This is a genomic window from Ensifer oleiphilus (assembly GCF_013371465.1).
Classification (GTDB): Bacteria; Pseudomonadota; Alphaproteobacteria; order Rhizobiales; family Rhizobiaceae; genus Ensifer; species Ensifer oleiphilus.
This window is the reverse complement of the sequence record NZ_JABWDU010000001.1, coordinates 414466-433369: the sequence shown is the minus strand read 5'-3', so window position 1 is coordinate 433369 and position 18904 is coordinate 414466. Positions and strand designations below refer to the sequence as shown.

Here is an 18904-nt window from a genome sequence, read left to right as displayed (position 1 = left end):
CGAGCGTCGTCTGGAGGTATCTCCCAGAAATCACGCCCGATAATTTCGGTCCTGGGAAATCGATCATTTAAAGGTCGCCTGCTCCCGCCCTTGCTATCGCCCACAACTCACCCCCTCGCGAGCTTGACGACAGTCCCGCTCTCGCCTGTGACATACCGCGACCATCGCTCCATCAGCTTGCGACGCTGCTCAAGGAAGTCTGTGCGCCGATAGGCTCGTTCCACTGCGCCGCCGACTACATGGCCGAGCGTGGTCTCGGCTATGTCATGGGGGGTCTCCGTGGCCTCGGCGATCCAATCGCGTAGGCTCGATCGAAATCCATGAGGACGAGCTTCCATGCCAGCACGCTCCATTAGCCGCGACATGGTGGCGTCCGAAATCACGCCTTTCCGGAGACTGGGGAAGAGGAATCCATCCCGCGCGTGCCTACGGGCCTGCTCTATCACCGCAAGGGCAGCATCCGACAGAGGAACACGGAAATCGGCTGTTGCCCCCTTCCGGCCCTTCATGGCCTCACCGGGTATGGTCCAAACGTCACCGTTGATCTGCTCTTCGTGCAAGAAGCGAAGAGGGCCGGACCGAACGCCGGTCAGAATGAGTAGACGCAGTGCAAGGTGGGTAACTGTGCCATCCGAGAGGGAAGCATAGTAGCCCGGGACGTCCCGCCAGGGCATCGCCGGGATGTTCTCGGCTTTGTGCCTTTGCTTGCCGAGGAGCGCGCGCGCCTTGTCTGTTGCCTGCAAGTCAACATTCAGCCCCAGAGCCGCAGCGTGCTTCAAGCAGATGGCCAGTCGATTTAGAGCCTTTCGTGCGGTCTCCGCTTTGCTATGCCAGATCGGCGCGAGCACGTCGCGGATGTCAGTCTGATCTATGTCGACAACCGGTACTTTTCCGAGGCTAGGAAGAACGTGGATTTCCAGTGGGCTGAACCAGCGGCCAGGAATTCCATCGCCTTTCAGCTCGGCCTTTCGGCTCTCGAAAGCATCGCGCGCGATGTCATCAAGACAATGAAGATTACGCGCCGCCTCTCGTCGCTGGCGTTGGCGCTCTTTGATCGGATCCAGACCGCTTCTCACCAGCGCCCGCCAACGCTCAGCGGCTTCGCGTGCCTCCTTCAACGAGACATCCAAGGCAGAGCCGAGCCCCATTTCGCGTCGTCGCCCATGGACGTTCACGCGCAATATCCATTGCGCCCCGCCGTCCTCACGCTTGTGCAACCAAAGTCCACCGCCGTCCGAATACTTACCCGTCGGCGCGTTCTTAACGGCAACAGCGGTTAGTTTGTTGAGCGAGCGCATCACTTCCCATCCACCTTTTAATCCACCCCTAGATTTGGTATGGCCTAAGTTCGGACGATAGAGCGTGAGAGCCCGTAAGACAAGAAGTGCCTTTTCTTTCAACGCCTCGCATGCTTGACGAGATGCGGTGATTTCGCGATATAGAACACTTCAATGCCCGTAAGCGGCACCATTTTCCTTCAAAGAAATGATCACTGTAGCGGGATGAAAGTCTGAAGCTGGCCGAACGCCAGCGCGCCTTGCTGCGAACGAGCGGCTGGCAAGAGGTCCATTTCAAGGAAGCCGAACGATGTCGCTGAAAGTTAGCCGTTTTCAAGTTCACGAGGATGCCGTTCAGGCCAATGTCGCCGGCCGGACCTGTTCCTTGTCGGCGCTTGAGATCGGCGGCGAAGTGCTGGTCGTGCTGACATGGCTCGGCAACAGGGAGGCTGGCCTGCGCCGGCCGGAATACGTGTTGCCGCTCAATTCCATGCCGTATCAGGCGCGCGAGCCGGATGCGCGCTCGCCCTATCGCTGGATCCTGACCGGGACGTTGCCGATGTCACTGTTCGACGGCAGCGCGTCGCGACAGGTCCGCCGACAGCACGGCGTCGGCCCCGGCCCGGCGATCAACCTGCCTCTGCCTGGCACCGCGTCCTGATCGGCAAGAAAGGCGTCGTCCAAACTGCTCCTGCCGCCGATGGCGACAGGTCGCACACCGGGTTTCGGGGCAGTGCCTCGACTATCCCATTGATACCCCTGTTCGCACGGATCGGTCCCAGCGAGAAACGCCTTGGCTCGGCAGGTCGAGCCGTCACGCAGGCAGACCTGGCCGAGCCGGCGCAATCCCACAGCAAAACCATAGCGCGAGACATGGCGAAATACCCGCTTGCATCCACCGGCATGGAGTGATGTCATCGCGCTGTCGCGAACACACAGTCTGATGCGGCTCGTTCTTGTTTCTGCGTGGGGCGCCGATGATTGACAATGCGCGTGTTACGATCTCGTCGGCGCGGACACGGAGAATGATGGCAATAGCGGTGCCTGTTGCCCTGTCGCTGGGGCTTTCCTCTTGCGCCGGAAAACCCAAGGGCGTCATGACCCCGGTTGCCCTGACCGCACAGACACCGAAAACGGCGCAGGTGGACATGCTGGTCGCGACCACAAGGCAACCCTCCGGCGACCCCGCGACACTGTTTTCGGGCGAGCGGGACGCCAACACCTTCATGACCGATGTTTCGGTATCGATCCCGCCGGAGACAGTGCGCAAGCCCGGCACGGTGCAATGGCCGCGCAAGCTGCCGCCCGATCCGGCGACCGATTTCGCCGTGACGCGCGTGCGGGAACTGGACACGCTCGCCGACGGCAAGGAATGGTTCAAGCAGCACAATGTCGGCGGCCACGCCTTCGTTTTCGTCCATGGCTTCAACAACCGCTACGAGGATTCCGTCTTCCGGTTGGCGCAGATCATCCATGATTCCGGCGCCCAGACGACGCCGATCCTGTTTACGTGGCCGTCGCGCGCCAATGTGTTCGAGTACAATTACGACAAGGAAAGCACCAACTACTCGCGCACCGCGCTCGAAGATACGCTGCGCATCCTTTCGCAAGCGCCCAACGTCAAGGACATCACCATCCTTGCTCACTCCATGGGCACCTGGCTGACGATGGAATCGCTCAGGCAGATGGGCATTCGCGACGGCAACGTGCCGTCAAAGATCCAGAACGTGATCCTGGCCTCGCCGGATATCGACCTTGACGTCTTTGCCAAGCAATGGGTGGAGATGGGCAAGAAGAAGCCGAAATTCACGATCTTCGTCTCTCAGGACGATCGGGCGTTGGCGCTTTCGAGCTTCATTTCCGGCGACGTTTCGCGGCTTGGCGCCATCGACCCGTCGAAGGAACCCTATCGTACGGACCTCGAAAAATCCGGCATCACAGCCATCGATCTGACCAAGGTCGAGACCGACGACGGGCTGCACCATGGCAAGTTTGCCGAGAGCCCGGAGATCGTGCAGTTGATCGGCCAACGCCTGATCAAGGGCCAGACACTGACCGACTCGAACATTTCGGTGGGAACAGGCATCGCCGCCGTTGTCGCAGGTACGGCGAGAGGCGTCGGCAATGTCGCGGCGACGACGTTGTCCGCACCGGTCAACATCATCGAGAATCCGCGCCCGACAACGAAGAAAAAGATCGTCGTCGGCGAAACGCTCGCCGGCGAGCAACCGAAGCCGGTTTCCGTCAATTGATCGCCATGGCGCCTGACCGCTGAACGGACCAGGCGCCCTCCTACAAAGTCTCGGATGGTATCAGTCGCCGTCGCCGACGAAGCGGTAGCCGACACCCGGTTCCGTTCGGATGATCTTGGGATCGGCCGGGTCGCGCTCGATCTTGCCGCGCAACTGGCCGATAAAGACGCGCAGATAATGCAGATCTTCGCCGTGCGCCGCGCCCCAGACCGAGGTCAGCAGCGTCTTGTGGGTGACGACGCGTCCGGCATGGTGCGCCAGCATGACCAGCAGATCATATTCCTTCGGCGTCAGACGCACGGGCTCGCCGTCGCGCGTCACCAGCCGCTTGATGGTATCGATCGCCAAGCCATCGGCCGAAAGCTGGGTATGCCCACCCTCCATCTGGATGCGGTGGCGAAGGGCGGCGCGGATGCGCGCGGTCAGTTCGCCGATCCCGAAGGGCTTTTCGATGTAATCGTCGGCACCAAGGTCGAGGGCGGCGATCTTTTCGCTCTCCCGGTCGCGCGCCGACAGGATGATGATCGGCACCTGTGACCAGGCGCGGATATTGGCGATGACGTCCTTGCCGTCCATGTCGGGCAGGCCGAGATCGAGGATGACCACGTCGGGCGCGGTCGTCGCAGCCGCCTTCAATGCCTCCGCACCGGTCAAAGCCTCCAGCACGTCATAGCCGGCGGCGCTGAGCGCCGGTCGCAGGAAGCGCTGGATCTGGGGTTCGTCGTCGACAACGAGGATGCGCTCCACGCTCATGCACGGTCCTTTTCGGATATTTCAGCTTCGGCGGCCGGGAACCGCATGGAGATGCGGGTACCGCGACGTCTCAATGCCGGACTTTCGGCCTTGATGCGGCCACCCATGGCCTCGACGAAGCCCTTGGCGATCGAAAGCCCGAGGCCGGTGCCCGGCGTGCGGCCGTCCACCTTGCCCCGGCGGAAGAATTTTTCGAAGACCTGTTCGAGATCACCTTGCGCGATCCCTTTACCGAGATCGGTGACCGACAAAACGATGTCGTTGCCGTCGCGCCGGGCATAGATGCTGATCGGCTCGTCGCCGCCGTATTTGTTGGCATTGTCGAGCAGGTTGAAGAGCACCTGGCCCAAAAGCACGCTGTCGCCCCGCATCAGCGGCAGTTCGGGCGCGATGCTGGTTTCGATCTCACGGTCCGGAAAATACTTGCGCGCCCGATCGACGGCAGCGCGCACGGCATCGGCGACATCCACCCAATCACGCTTGGCATTGACCGTGCCCGCCTCGATGCGGGTCATGTCGAGGAGATTGGCGACGAAACGGGTGAGCCGCCCCCCCTCTTCCTCGATCGATTGCAAGAGGTCGTCGCGGCTTTCCGGCGGCATGCGATCGCCGAGCTGGCGCAGGCTGGTGACGGCACCGGTGATGGTGGCAAGCGGCGTGCGCAGATCATGCGAGATCGACGACAGCAGGGCCGCGCGAAACCGCTCGCCTTCCAGCTTGGCGGCGTGATCCAGGCTCTCGCGCGACAGGCGCGCCCGGTCGATGGCGATCGCCGTCTGGTCGAGGATGGCGGAAAGCGCCCGCTCCTCGTTGATCTCCAGCGGCTTGCCGGCCTGCGTAAAACCGCAGACGCCGACCACCCCGTGCGGGCTCGTCAGTGGCCGGAAATGGAAGGGGCTGTTGGGCAGCGTGCCGGTGCCGTTGCCCGCAGTCTCCTTCTTGTCCATCGCCCAGCGGGCGGCCATGGTGTCGGTGACATCGAGTTCGGTATCCGGCGGCCAGGCCGCCTTCAGGCGCAGGTCGCCCTCCTCCGGCAACAGCAGCGCGATATTGCGCTTCAGCGTCGTCTGCATCTGGGTGACGGCTGCCCAGAGCACATCGTCGACATTGGCGGTGCCAGAAAGCTTGCGGGAGAAATCATAGAGCGCCTGCGTTGCCGCCGCGCGGCGCCGGGCTGATTTCGCCTGTTCGCGCACCCGGGAGGCAAGGCTGCCTGCAAGGGCCGCTGCGACCAGAAAAATGAACAGCGCGAAGACTTCGTGCGGCTCGGCGACGGTGAAGGTTCCGACGGGATTGATGAAGAAGAAATTGTAGGCAAGCACCGAAAGAAGGGCAGCCGCGATTGCCGAGACGTGACCGGCATAGGTTGCCGATGCCAGCACCGCCAGGAGGAACAGCAGCGAGATATTCGGCAGGATGATGAAGCGCTCGATGAACACGCCGAGCGCGGTTGCTGCCGCCACCGTGGCGGCGGCAATGGCAAGTGCCCGGCCGAAACCCTCGGGCATCTTCCGTTTGACGGTAACGTTTCGCTTGGGGCGCGGCTGTTCCTTGTCGGTCACGAGATGAATGCCGACACCGGTGATGCGCTCGGCCAGCGCATCGGGAAGCGATTGCCGGAAGAGCCGCATCGGAAAAGGCTGGCGCCTGGTGCCGATGACGATCTGCGTCGCATGCTCGCGGCGCGCAAGCTTGAGGATTTCCTCGACGAAATCGTTGCCGACGATGCGGCGGGTCTCTGCACCGAGCTGTTCGGCAAGACGGAAGGTCTCGTCGAGCCTTTTCGCCGCCTCGCCATCGCCGCTTTCGCGGTCGGCCCGTTCGATGAACACGACGATCCAGGGTGCGTTCAGCCCGGACGCCAGGCGGCTGGCGGTGCGTACCACCTTTTCCGACAGCGGATCGGGGCCGATGCAGACCAGGAGGCGCTCGCCGCTGGCCCAGGGTCCTTCGATGGCGTTCTGCTTGAGATAGTCGACCATCTGGTCATCGACCCGGTCGGCGGTGCGCCTGAGCGCCAGCTCGCGCAGCGCCGTCAGATTGCCGAGACGGAAGAAGCGCTCGGTGGCGCGCTTGGCGCTGTCGGGCAGATAGACCTTGCCCTGGTTCAACCGCTCGATCAGTTCGGCCGGCGGCAGGTCGACCAAAAGCACGTCGTCGGCGCGGCTGAGAACCGTGTCGGGCACGCGCTCGCGCACCGCAACACCGGTGATCTGGGCGACGACATCCGACAGGCTTTCCAGATGCTGGATGTTGAGCGCCGTCCAGACGTCGATGCCGGCGGCAATCAGCTCTTCCACGTCCTGATAGCGCTTCGGATGGCGGCTGCCTTCCGGATTGCTATGCGCCAGTTCGTCGACGACGATGATCTTTGGGCGGCGTGCGAGTGCTGCGTCGAGATCGAATTCGGAAAGCACACGGCCGCGATGGTTCACATCGCGGCGCGGCAGTATCTCCAGCCCTTCGACGAGCGCGGCGGTCTCGCCGCGCCCGTGGGTCTCCACCAGACCGATGACGATGTCGACGCCGTCGGACTTCAGCCGACGCGCGCGCGTCAGCATCGTATAGGTCTTGCCGACGCCGGGAGCTGCGCCGAGAAAAACCGTCAGCTTTCCCCTTCGCCCCTGCCCGGCCAGCGCCAGCAGGGCATCCGGGTCGGGACGGCTTTTCGATTCGCGATCGGTTTCAGGCATTCAAGATCTCTGGTGGCATTCTCAGGCTTCGCACTCAGCTTCTCCGGGCATCCAGAGCAAGGTTGAGTTCTAGCACATTGACGCGCGGCTCGCCTATGATCCCGAGCAGACGACCTTCCGTTGTTTGCTCGACCAGCGATGCCACGTCGGCTTCGGCAATCCCGCGGGCCTTGGCCACGCGGGAAACCTGCTCGCGGGCGAAAGCCGGCGAGATGTGCGGGTCAAGGCCGGAGCCGGACGCCGTGCCGCCATCGGCGGCGATTTCGCCGGTGATGCCGCTGGCGCGCAGCTTCTCCACATCGGCGGCGACCCGATCCTTCAGCTTGACCGAGGTCGGGCCGAGGTTGGAGCCGGTCGAACCACCGGCATTATAAGCCTCAGGTCCGGTCGCGGACGGCCGCGGCCAGAAGTATTTGTCGGCGGTGAAATTCTGCCCGATCAGATCGGAACCGACGACGGTGTCGTCGATCCGGATCAGGCTGCCGTTGGCCTGCGCGGGCATCAGGGCCTGGGCAACGCCGGTAATGGCGAAGGGATAGGCGAGGCCGGTGATCGCGGTCAAAAGCAGGGCCATGACGATTGCGGGACGAAGTTGGTTCAACATGATTACACCAGATTGAGAGCGGAGACGACGACGTCAACGAGCTTGATCCCGGCAAAGGGCAGGATCAGGCCGCCGAGGCCGTAGACCAGCAGGTTGCGGCGCAGAAGTGCTGCGGCGCCGACCGGGCGATACTTGACACCCTTCAGCGCCAACGGGATGAGCGCGACGATGATCAAGGCGTTGAAGATGACCGCCGACAGGATCGCCGATTGCGGCGATGTCAGGCCCATGATGTTGAGGGCGGCGAGCGCCGGATAGGTGGTGATGAACAGCGCCGGGATGATGGCGAAGTATTTCGCCACGTCGTTGGCGATCGAGAAGGTGGTCAGCGAGCCGCGCGTCATCAGAAGCTGCTTGCCGATCTCGACGATCTCGATCAGCTTCGTCGGGCTGGAATCGAGGTCGACCATGTTGGCCGCCTCGCGCGCCGCCTGGGTGCCGGTCTGCATCGCCACGCCGACGTCGGCCTGGGCAAGCGCCGGAGCGTCGTTGGTGCCGTCGCCGCACATGGCGATCAGGCGGCCGCCCTGCTGCTCCTTGCGGATATAGCCGAGCTTGTCTTCGGGCGTCGCTTCGGCGAGAAAGTCGTCGACGCCGGCTTCGGATGCGATCGCCGCTGCAGTGACCGGGTTGTCGCCGGTCACCATGACGGTGCGGATGCCCATGGCGCGAAGGGCTGCGAAGCGCTCCTTGATGCCGGGCTTGACCACGTCCTTGAGATGGATGACGCCGAGCAGGCGATTGCCATCGGCAACGGCAAGCGGTGTGCCGCCGGTGCGCGCGACCTGGTCGACAGCACGGCGGAACTCGGCCGGCACGTTCTCGTCGCGAACGCCTGTAAATTTCAGGATCGAATCGACAGCACCCTTGCGCAGCCGGCGACCGGCGAAATCGACGCCCGATAGGCGCGTTTCGGCGGCAAAGGGCACAACGGCGTCGATTGCCAAAGCGCCTGACTGAACCGCGCCGCCACCGACGGTCAGGGCCACGACCTCACGGCCCGACTGCTTGCCGGAAACGGGCAAGGACACGGCCGGCGTCTGGCGACCGAATTCGCCGGTTGCCAACGCGGCAATCGAGCGGCCTTCCGGCGTCTCGTCGGCAAGGCTTGCCAGCAGCGCGGCATCGGCCAGTTCGGCATCTGTCACGCCGGGAACCGGCATGAAGTTGGCAGCCATGCGGTTGCCGAAGGTGATCGTGCCGGTCTTATCGAGCAGCAGCGTATCGACGTCACCTGCCGCCTCGACGGCGCGGCCAGATGTGGCAATGACGTTGAAGCGTACCAGCCGGTCCATGCCCGCGATGCCGATGGCCGACAGGAGACCACCGATGGTGGTCGGGATCAGGGTGACGAGCAGGGCTGAAAGAACCGTGACCGACAGCACCGTGCCGGAGTAACCGGCCAGACCCCAGAGCGTCACGACGGCAACCAGGAACACCAGCGTAAGGCCGGACAGCAGGATCGACAGCGCGATCTCGTTCGGGGTCTTCTGGCGCTGCGCGCCTTCGATGAGCGCGATCATGCGGTCGACGAAGGTATCGCCAGGCGCCGTACCTATGCGCACCTTGATCCAGTCAGACAGCACCTGCGTGCCGCCGGTGACGGCGGAACGGTCGCCGCCGGATTCGCGGATCACAGGTGCGGATTCCCCGGTGATCGCACTTTCATTGACCGAGGCGACACCCTCGACGACGTCGCCGTCGCCGGGGATCAGTTCGCCAGCCTCGACCAGCACAAGGTCACCGACCTTCAGCGACGTGGCGGCGATCGTCTGGGTTTCGCGACCTTCGGCCGAGACCAGCTTGCGGGCCATCAGTTCGGACTTGGTGCGGCGCAGGCTGTCGGCCTGCGCCTTGCCGCGCCCTTCGGCGACGGCTTCGGCGAAGGTGGCAAACAGAACCGTGAACCACAGCCAGGCGGCAATCTGTCCCGTAAACAGCGGACTACCGGTCCCGGTGGCCAGATCGCGGATGAAAAAGACCGTGACCATGGCTGCCACCACCTCGGTGACGAAGATCACCGGGTTGCGGATGAGCTGGCGCGGATCGAGCTTGATGAATGCGGCCTTGAAAGCCGGCAGGAGAATCGCCGGGTCGAGAAGACCAGGGGCGACAGGTTTCGAAGACATGGTCTGTTCCTTCAGAAGGTCTGGCCCGAGAGCATGGCGAATTGCTCGACGATGGGACCAAGCGCGAGGGCCGGGAAATATTGCAAGCCCCCGAGGATGAGGATGATGCCGATGAGCAGGCCGACGAAGAGCGGCGTATGCGTCGGGAAGGTTCCCGTGGAAGCCGGAACCCGGGTCTTGGCGGCGATCGAGCCGGCAATCGCCAGAACCGGGATCGCATAGGCGAAGCGGCCAAGCAGCATCGCGAAACCGAGCGTGGTGTTGTACCAGGGTGTGTTGGCCGAGAGGCCGCCGAAGGCGGAGCCGTTGTTGCCGGTCGCCGAGGTGTAGGCGTAGAGGATCTCCGACAGGCCATGCGGACCCGCGGTGCCGATGCTGGCGACGGCCGAGGGCATTACGGCCGAGATCGCGGTGAAGCCGAGGATCGAGGCCGGCAGGATGAGGATCGCCAGCATGGCGTATTTCATCTCGCGGCCCTCGATCTTCTTGCCGAGCAGTTCGGGCGTGCGCCCGACCATCAGGCCGGCGACGAAGACGGCGAGGATCGCAAAGACGACCATGCCGTAAAGACCGGAGCCGACACCGCCGGGCAGCACTTCACCGAGCTGGATCAGAAGCATCGGAACGAGACCGCCGATACCGGTGAAGGAGCCGTGCATGCCGTTGACCGCACCGGTGGAAATGCCTGTGGTTACGCCGGCATAGGCCGCCGACATCGCCTGGCCGAAGCGGACTTCCTTGCCCTCCATGTTGCCCAGCGAGGCTTCGAGGCCGAGGCCGTGCAGGATCGGGTTGCCGTAGCTTTCCGCCCAATAGATGACGCCGATGCCGGCGATCAGAAGGGTCGCCATGGCAGCGATGAAGGCCCAGCCCTGGCGGCGGTCACCGACCATCTGGCCGAAGGTGTAGACCAGTGCCGAGGTGATCGACAGCATCGCGAAGATCGACAGGTAGTTGCTGAGCGCGCTCGGGTTTTCGAACGGGTGCGCCGCGTTGGCGTTGAAGAAGCCGCCGCCATTGGTGCCGAGTTGCTTGATCGCCTCCTGGCTCGCGACCGGGCCAAGCGCGATCGTCTGCTGTACGCCTTCGAGCGTGGTGGCGCTGACGGAACCATTGAAGGTTTGCGGCATGCCCATCGCCACGAAGGCGAGTGCAACGACGACGGCCAGCGGCAGCAGCACGTAGAGGGTCGCGCGTGTCAGATCGACCCAGAAATTGCCGAGCGTCGCGGCACCGGAACGGGCAAACGCGCGGGTAACGGCAAGCGCGATGGCGATGCCGGTCGCTGCCGAAACGAAGTTCTGCACCGTCAGGCCGGCCATCTGGCTGAAATGGCTCATGGTGGTCTCGCCGCCATAGGACTGCCAGTTGGTGTTGGTAAGGAAGCTGACCGCCGTGTTGAAGGCGAGATCCGCCGGCACGTCGGCAAAGCCTTGAGGGTTCACCGGCAGGGAACCCTGGAACCGCAGGATGGCGTAGAACAGCGCGAAGCCGGCCGCGCTGAAGGCAAGCATCGACAGCGTATAGGCGAGCCAGCCCTGCTCTTTCTTCGCATCAACGCCGGCCGCCAGATAGAGGCCGCGCTCGACGGGCCCGAGCACCGGAGAGAGGAAGTTGCGCTCGCCGGCGAAAACCCGGGCCATGTAGAGGCCAAGCGGCTTGATCGCGAGGAAGACGGCGAGAAAGAGGAGGCCGATCTGCAGCCACCCGATAATAGACATGAGGAATTCTCCACGAAAGACGACCAGACGGCACGAGAACTCGACCGGGCTACGAGGTGTCGACCCGGGTACGAGTTTCGACCTGGGTCAGAACCGTTCCGGTCGAACGAGGGTCACGATGAGATAGACCGTCAGTGCGGCGGCGACGGAGATGCCGACGAAGGCTTCGAACATCGATGCCTCCTAGAGCCGGCTGAGCGTGCGCGCATAGAGCGCAAACACGACAAGGCCGCCGATGCCGGCGGCAAGAAAAAGTAGATCGGGCATGTGCATTCTCCGGGACTGGTTATGGCCGGATGATGCACCCTTAGCGGGTCAATTATCGATTGGGATGGCTTTGCGTGCGCATAAGGAAAAGATAAGGACACTGCCGCCGCCCGAAGGCGGCCGGCAGATCGGCACCATCAGCCCTTGATGATCGGGCTTACCGTCGTTGCGGCTTCGCTTGTCACTTCGCGCATCCACTCGCGCCAGATGGCAACGAGCAGCGCCATCAGCACCGGGCCGACGAACAGGCCGAGAAAGCCCATGGTCTTCACGCCGCCGACAAGGCCGAAGAAGGTCGGCAGGAAGGGCAGCTTGATCGGGCCGCCGACGAGGCGCGGACGCAAGGTCTTGTCGACGATGAAGAGTTCCGTCGTGCCCCAGGCAAACAGCGCGATGCCGTGAACCGGCGAGCCGCTGGCAACGAGATAGACGGAAACCAGCGTGAAGCAGAGCGGCGCACCGCCGGGGATCAGCGCCATCAGGCCGGTGATGATGCCGAGCGTAACCGGTGAGGGAACGCCCGCCAGCCAATAGGCGACACCGAGCACGATGCCCTCGCCGATGGCGATGATGCCCATACCGGTCACCGTCGAGCTGATCGTCAGCGGCACCACGCGCGACAGACGCTCCCAGCGCATCGGGAAGATGCGCTCGCCCAGATGATCGAGCTGCTTGGAGAAGGAATGTCCGTCGCGATAGACGAAAAACAACGTGATCAGCATGAAGAGCAGCGTCAGGAAGGCGTGAAACGCCGACGCGCCGATGACCAGAACGCCACGATAGATATTGCCGATGTTGGAACCGCTGACGAGCTGGACCAGTTCGCCGAGCGCACCGGGATGGCCGACATACTTCACCCATTGCTCGCCGAGCCAGACGCCGGCAACCGGGATCGTCGTCAGCCAGACGGGCACGCCCGCGCCATTGGCATTGGTTTCAACAGCCCAGACCAGCCAGTCGCGCACTTCGTCGACCGCATAGACGGCAGCCACCGAGATCGGCACGACGATGAAGGCGACGACACAGATGATGGCGATGGTCGCCGCAAGGGTCCGGTTGCCGCCGACTGCCGTCAGCAGGCGGCGATAGATAGGCCAGCTGGCAAAGCCGATGACGACGGCGGCCAGCACCGGAACGACGAAACCGTTGAAGAAATAGACGCCGGCAAGAAGCACGAAGACGAGCATCCAGCGCGCAGCGGTGATAGGGCCGACCAGAGCAGAGCGCGACGTCGCCGGATACCCGAAGAGCCGCGGCTCTGCGGGAAGGTTTTCTCGTTCGCGATTGCCCAGTTGCACCAACATTCCTCCGTCTTCAGACGACTTTACAACAAACCCGAGGCCTTGCCAGCCTTCGGCGCCCCAATGACCCCGGTTTACGGTAGTTTCAGGGCCGCACCCGAGGCTAGCGGCGGGACATGACAGAAAAATTTAGCGGCGCGCAAGCTCCAGGGCCTTATTTGATGGCAGAGGTCATTCTGCCGCACGCATCGTGGCGCGCTTGGTCGTCTCGGCGCGGTCGACGAAAACCGAGGCGAGGAAGATGCCGAAACCGGCAACACCCATGACGGCGCCGACGAGGCCGGTCGAGGTCCAGCCGTAACCTGCGGCAATCGACCAGCCGCCAAGCCACGCGCCGAGCGCATTGGCAAGGTTGAAGGCGGAATGGCTGAGCGCTGCGGCAAGCGTCTGCGCTTCGCCCGACACGTCCATCAGCCGGGTCTGCACACCCGGCACGACGGCAAAGCCGCCGCCGATGAAGAGCACGTTGACGATGGCGATCCAAGGATTGCCCATGGTGAAATAGAACAGCACATAGGCGAAGATGTTGAAGGCGAGCGCGATGCCGATCGCCGGCAACAGCGCCCAGTCGGCGAGCCTGGAACCGACAATGTTGCCGAGGATCATGCCGGCGCCGAACACCGACAGCATGATCGGCACATTGGCGACAGAAACGCCAGCGACCTCCGTCAGTGCCGGCGCGATGTAGCTGAAGACGGCGAACATGCCGCCGCAGCCGATGGCGCAGATGCCCAGCATCAGCCACACCTGCAGCTTGCCCAGCGCACCAAGCTCGCGCAGCGGCGTCGCCTGCGGATTGCCCTTGTCGCGCGGAACGTAGGACCAGGTGAGCGCAATGGTCAGAAGGCTGATGGCGCCGACGATGGCAAAGGCCGAACGCCAGCCGAGCGCCTGACCGAACCAGGCGACCAGCGGCGTTCCAAACAGGGTCGCGATCGTCAGGCCCATCATCACCCGCCCGACGGCCCTCGCCCGCTGGTTGGGTGCGGCAAGCCCGGCTGCGACCAGCGCCGCCACACCGAAATAGGCGCCGTGCGGAAGACCGGCGAAGAAGCGCGCGCCAACCAGCGTGTAGAAATCCGGCGCGATGGCGCTGGCGAAATTGCCGATTGCAAACAGAAGCATCAGGACGAGAAGCACCCGGAAGCGCGAAAACCGCGCCGCAAGCACGGCAATCAGCGGCGCGCCGACGACAACACCGAGCGCATAGGCACTGATCACGGCGCCGGCCTTCGGCACCGAAACGCCGACGTCATCGGCAACCTGCGGCAGCAGGCCCATGATGGCAAATTCTCCCGTGCCGATCCCGAACCCACCGACTGCGAGCGCAACCTCGGCAACGGAAATACGGCTCCGGCGCGGATCGACGGCGGAGGAATAGGCTTCGTCACACATGAGCAATACCTGTGTCGTCCACCCTCAAGGAGCGGAACAAATCTGTGGGTGCTGGCAGCAGATATCGGATGGCATCCGATGGGGGTATGCTGCAATGCAATACAGGCTTTGAGCCCGGCTGGCAAAGGCTTTGCGGCACTCATCATACTTTTTCATGCGCGCGTGAATCAGACCGGTTAACCGTTAGCTGAGTTGACGTTTACGTCAAAGTTATATAATTCCGAATCTCGGCTTGAAGAGGTGTCGCAAAAGCATCATCTTCATCGGCAAGAGAAGACCGGGAGGGGTCGTTCTCTGGCCGCAAGCAAGGCCAGCCTGTGGCGACCAGAGGGAGAGAGGTCATGGCGGAACTCAACACGCAACCAGCAGGCACCAGCCCAGAGAAGATCTGGCTGAAGTCCTATCCGCCGGGCATTGCCGCCGAGATCGGCCCGCTGCCCTACAGGTCGATCGGCGATTTCTTCGACCATGCCGTCGCACGCTATTCCCGCCGCTTCGCCTTTACCTGCATGGGCAAGTCGCTGACTTTCTCCGAACTCAATGCCGAATCCGCCAAGATCGGTGCCTGGCTGCAGGCCCGCGGGCTGTCGAAGGGCGATCGCGTCGCGGTGATGATGCCCAACATCCTGCAGAACCCCGTCATCGTATACGGTATCCTCAGGGCAGGCTTCACGGTGGTGAACGTCAACCCGCTCTATACGCCGCGCGAACTGGAGCATCAGCTCGTCGATTCCGGCGCCAAGGCGATCTTCGTTCTCGAAAACTTCGCCCATACCGTCCAGCAGGTTGCGGCCAAGACCAGCATCAAGCATGTTGTGGTCGCCACGATGGGCGACATGCTCGGTTTCAAGGGCGTGATCGTCAATCTGGTCGTGCGCCGGGTGAAGAAGCTGGTGCCCGCCTGGTCGATCCCCGGCCACCACTCCTTCAAGTCCGTGCTCGCCGAAGGTGGTCGCCGGAAGCTGACCAAGCCCAATGTCGCCCCCGGTGACGTCGCTTTCCTGCAATACACCGGCGGCACCACGGGCGTTTCCAAGGGCGCGACGCTCACCCATTCCAACCTCTTGTCCAACATGGCGCAGATGGAAATCTGGTTCGACACGGCGTTCCGTTCGCGCCCGCGTCCCGACAATCTCGTCTTCATGTGCGCGCTGCCGCTCTATCATATCTTCGCGCTGACAGTGAATTCGCTGATGGGCCTTGCCACCGGCGGCAACAACATCCTGATCCCCAACCCGCGCGATATTCCAGGCTTCGTCGCGGAACTCGGCAAGTACAAGACCAACATCTTCCCGGGGCTCAACACGCTGTTCAACGCGCTGATGAACAACGCCGAATTCCAGAAGCTCGATTTCTCGTCGCTGATGCTCACCTTCGGTGGCGGCATGGCGATCCAGAGACCTGTTGCCGAACGTTGGCAGAAGATGACGGGATGCCCGATCGCCGAAGGTTACGGCCTTTCCGAGACATCGCCGGTCGCCACCGCCAACCTTCTCGACTCGACCGAATTCACCGGCACGATCGGCTATCCGATCCCCTCGACCGAGATCGAGATCCGCGACGACCAGGGCAACACCTTGCCGAACGGAGAGGTCGGCGAAATCTGCATTCGCGGACCGCAGGTCATGGCCGGTTACTGGCAGCGCCCGGACGAGACCGCCAAGGCGATTTCCGCTGACGGCTTCTTCCGATCCGGCGATATCGGCTTCATCAATGCCGTCGGCCTCGTCAAGATCGTCGACCGGAAGAAGGACATGATCCTGGTCTCGGGCTTCAACGTCTTCCCGAACGAGATCGAGGAAGTGGCGATGACGCACCCCGGCATTCTCGAATGCGCCGCGATCGGCATTCCCGACGAGCATTCGGGCGAAGCGGTCAAGCTCTTTGTCGTCCGCAAGGACCCGGCTCTGACGGAAGAGGACGTCAAGAAGCACTGCGCGGCCAATCTCACCAACTACAAGCGGCCGCGCTTCGTCGAGTTCCGCACCGAGTTGCCGAAAACCAATGTCGGCAAAATCCTGCGCAAGGACCTCCGGGGCTAAAAGCCACCTCGACTTAAAACGATTTAAAAAATCCTGAAAACCGCCACTCCGGCGGTTTTGCGGGCTTGATTCGGACAATGCAAAGCGAATAGCTACGCAGGCGACTGTCCGACACAAGGAGCCCCGCGATGAAAGCGCTTGTCGATCAACTCAAAGCAACCGCCGCGCAGACCAATGCGACCGATATCCGCGCCGCCTTCGCGAGCGATGCCGAACGCTTCTCGCGCTTCAGCACCTCACTCGACGATCTGCTGCTCGACTATTCGAAATGCGCGGTGAACGAACAGGTGCTCGACGGCCTCGAAGCGCTGGCGAAAGCCGCCAAGGTCGAAGAAAAGCGCGACGCGATGTTCCGCGGCGACATCATCAACATCACCGAAGAGCGCGCCGTGCTGCACACGGCGCTGCGCAACCGCGGCAATCGTCCAGCCATGGTCGACGGCAGGGACGTGATGCCCGACGTCAACGGCGTGCTCGAAACCATGGGCGACTTTGCCGATGGCATCCGCTCCGGCGCGCTCAAGGGCGCAACCGGCAAGAAGATCACCGACGTCGTCAACATCGGCATCGGCGGCTCGGATCTCGGCCCCGTGATGGCAACGCTGGCGCTCGCACCTTTCCATGACGGCCCGCGCCTGCATTTCGTTTCCAACATCGACGGCGCCCATATCGCCGATACGCTGAAGCTCGTCGAACCGGAAACGACGCTGTTCATCATCGCCTCCAAGACGTTTACGACCATCGAGACGATGACCAATGCGGCAACGGCCCGCGCCTTCATCGCCGGAAAGCTGGGCGAGGCCGCCGTCGGGCATCACTTCGCCGCCGTCTCGACCGCGCTCGACAAGGTCGCCGCCTTCGGCATCGACCAGGCGCGCGTGTTCGGTTTCTGGGATTGGGTCGGCGGCCGCTACTCGATCTGGTCGGCGATCGGCCTGCCGTTGATGATCGCCATCGGCAAGGAAAATTTCGGCCGCTTCCTCGATGGCGGCCACGCCATCGACGAACATTTCCGCACCGCGCCGATCCGCCAGAACCTGCCTATGCTGCTGGGTCTCCTCGGCTTCTACAACCGCAACGTTCTCGGTTACCCTTCGCGGGCGATCCTTCCCTACGATCAGCGCCTGTCGCGCTTTCCGGCCTACCTGCAGCAGCTCGACATGGAATCGAACGGCAAGGCCGTCACGCTCGACAGCAAGCCTGTCGAGTTTTCGACCGGCCCGGTCGTCTGGGGCGAGCCCGGCACCAACGGCCAGCACGCCTTCTATCAGCTGATCCACCAGGGCACGGATGTCATCCCGGCCGAGTTCATGATCGCTGCCAACGGCCATGAAAAGAACCTTCGCCATCAGCACGAGCTGCTGATTGCCAATTGCCTTGCCCAGTCGGAAGCCCTGATGAAGGGCCGCACGCTTGCCGAGGCGAAGGCGCAGCTGACCTCCAAGGGCATGGCGGACGAAAAGGCCGACAGAATAGCGCCGCACCGGGTCTTTGCCGGCAACCGTCCGTCGCTGACGCTGGTCTACGACCAGCTCGATCCTTTCGCGCTCGGCCGCCTGATCGCACTCTACGAGCATCGCGTCTTCGTCGAAGGCGCGCTGTTCAACATCAACTCCTTCGACCAATGGGGCGTCGAGCTCGGCAAGGAGCTGGCAACGGGTCTTCTCCCGGTTGTCGAAGGCAAGGAAAGTGCTGCCGGTCACGATTCGTCGACCGCAGGCCTTGTGGCCGTGCTGCTCAAGGCTGCCCGCTAAGAAATGCCGAGACAGGGCGCGGTCAGCGCGCCCTGCCCTCTCACGCGGCGCAGGCCGGCAGTGCCCTGACGCCGGACTGGTGGAGCAGATCCATCACATCCAGTCCCGACAGGATCTGGAAGTAGCTTTCATCGGAGCGGGTGCGGATCCACGCATCGACGGTGATCTTCCGGTTGGCAGGGAACGCGCCCGTCCAGCAGCCCCCTGAAAAACCGACCGAAAGACTGCCGCGCCCTTTCGCTTCGATGCCCCTGGTCGCCGCAATCTTCTCCTGCATATCGCGCAGGCGCTCTGCATCGGCAGGCGTCAATGTCAGGACATAGAGCGTCTGACCATCCCGCATCCGTTCTGTCAGATCAGGCGCTCCGGCATTGCCGGACTGGACCTGAAGCGCGAAACGGCGCGTGTCGAGGGGCGAACCATCCGCCTTCCAGGAGATCCCGAGCGTCGCATCGCCCCGCCTGAGCGAGAGCGCTTCCGGCACCAACAGCGCGACGCGCAACTCCGCCGGATCGGACCTGAGCGGATCGATACCAGACAGTTTTTCAAGCGAGCCGACATTGAGCGCCGCGCAGGCAGCGAGCACATTGAGCGACAGGAAAAGGCAGGGATTCATCAAAATACGGAACGGCATGAAAAGCACCAAAATCACAATTGACGCGAATTAATTATCGTTTTACATTAAAAAAACAAGTGAGCCGATAAGGAATTTTTTA

Annotated in this window: 14 protein-coding genes; 4 read left to right on the top strand and 10 right to left on the bottom strand. The window is 63.0% G+C overall.

Going from position 1 to position 18904, the window contains the following annotated elements; genetic code table 11:
• Positions 1 to 107 precede the first annotated feature (107 nt).
• Positions 108 to 1298, bottom strand: a complete 1191-nt coding sequence (locus HT585_RS02145) for a tyrosine-type recombinase/integrase (protein ID WP_176351414.1) — start codon at positions 1296 to 1298, stop codon at positions 108 to 110.
• A gap of 289 nt (positions 1299 to 1587) precedes the next feature.
• Between HT585_RS02145 and HT585_RS02140 the strand changes: the two genes are divergently transcribed.
• On the top strand, positions 1588 to 1938 hold the full coding sequence (locus tag HT585_RS02140; protein ID WP_176351413.1) for a hypothetical protein: 351 nt from the start codon (positions 1588 to 1590) through the stop codon (positions 1936 to 1938).
• Between the two features lie 364 nt (positions 1939 to 2302).
• Positions 2303 to 3529, top strand: a complete 1227-nt coding sequence (locus tag HT585_RS02135; protein ID WP_246707551.1) for an alpha/beta hydrolase — start codon at positions 2303 to 2305, stop codon at positions 3527 to 3529.
• A gap of 60 nt (positions 3530 to 3589) precedes the next feature.
• Here HT585_RS02135 and HT585_RS02130 read toward each other — a convergent pair whose 3' ends face one another.
• The 8 genes from HT585_RS02130 to HT585_RS02090 all read right to left on the bottom strand — a co-directional run bounded on the left by HT585_RS02130 (position 3590) and on the right by HT585_RS02090 (position 14392).
• Positions 3590 to 4282: a response regulator gene (locus tag HT585_RS02130; RefSeq protein ID WP_176351411.1), complete on the bottom strand. Its 693-nt coding sequence runs from the start codon at positions 4280 to 4282 to the stop codon at positions 3590 to 3592.
• Entirely contained in the window at positions 4279 to 6975 is a 2697-nt protein-coding gene (locus tag HT585_RS02125; RefSeq protein ID WP_176351410.1) for a sensor histidine kinase, read from the bottom strand. Before HT585_RS02125 ends, HT585_RS02130 begins: the two co-directional genes overlap by 4 nt.
• Before the next feature lie 34 nt (positions 6976 to 7009).
• Entirely contained in the window at positions 7010 to 7579 is a 570-nt protein-coding gene (gene kdpC, locus HT585_RS02120) for a potassium-transporting ATPase subunit KdpC (RefSeq protein ID WP_176351409.1), read from the bottom strand.
• A gap of 2 nt (positions 7580 to 7581) precedes the next feature.
• Positions 7582 to 9708, bottom strand: a complete 2127-nt coding sequence (gene kdpB, locus HT585_RS02115; protein WP_176351408.1) for a potassium-transporting ATPase subunit KdpB — start codon at positions 9706 to 9708, stop codon at positions 7582 to 7584.
• A gap of 11 nt (positions 9709 to 9719) precedes the next feature.
• Positions 9720 to 11429, bottom strand: a complete 1710-nt coding sequence (gene kdpA / locus HT585_RS02110; RefSeq protein ID WP_176351407.1) for a potassium-transporting ATPase subunit KdpA — start codon at positions 11427 to 11429, stop codon at positions 9720 to 9722.
• 87 nt (positions 11430 to 11516) lie between these two features.
• Positions 11517 to 11603 carry a potassium-transporting ATPase subunit F gene (locus tag HT585_RS32220; protein ID WP_077502908.1) on the bottom strand — a complete coding sequence of 29 codons (87 nt, stop codon included), beginning with the start codon at positions 11601 to 11603 and terminating at the stop codon, positions 11517 to 11519.
• 230 nt (positions 11604 to 11833) lie between these two features.
• Positions 11834 to 13000, bottom strand: a complete 1167-nt coding sequence (locus HT585_RS02095; RefSeq protein WP_210270298.1) for an AI-2E family transporter — start codon at positions 12998 to 13000, stop codon at positions 11834 to 11836.
• Positions 13001 to 13168: 168 nt separating this feature from the next.
• Entirely contained in the window at positions 13169 to 14392 is a 1224-nt protein-coding gene (locus tag HT585_RS02090; protein ID WP_176351406.1) for an MFS transporter, read from the bottom strand.
• 341 nt (positions 14393 to 14733) lie between these two features.
• Here HT585_RS02090 and HT585_RS02085 point away from each other — a divergent pair, with 341 nt between their 5' ends.
• Together HT585_RS02085 and pgi are read left to right on the top strand one after the other, a co-directional pair.
• A complete protein-coding gene (locus HT585_RS02085; protein ID WP_176351405.1) occupies positions 14734 to 16434 on the top strand; it encodes a long-chain fatty acid--CoA ligase in 1701 nt (566 codons plus the stop codon).
• A 128-nt stretch (positions 16435 to 16562) separates the two neighbouring features.
• On the top strand, positions 16563 to 18188 hold the full coding sequence (pgi, locus tag HT585_RS02080) for a glucose-6-phosphate isomerase (protein WP_176351404.1): 1626 nt from the start codon (positions 16563 to 16565) through the stop codon (positions 18186 to 18188).
• A gap of 40 nt (positions 18189 to 18228) precedes the next feature.
• Here the strand turns inward: pgi and HT585_RS02075 are convergent, their stop codons facing one another.
• The gene (locus tag HT585_RS02075; protein WP_176351403.1) at positions 18229 to 18822 is read right to left on the bottom strand and encodes a hypothetical protein; all 594 of its coding nucleotides are present in this window, start codon (positions 18820 to 18822) and stop codon (positions 18229 to 18231) included.
• Positions 18823 to 18904 lie beyond the last annotated feature (82 nt).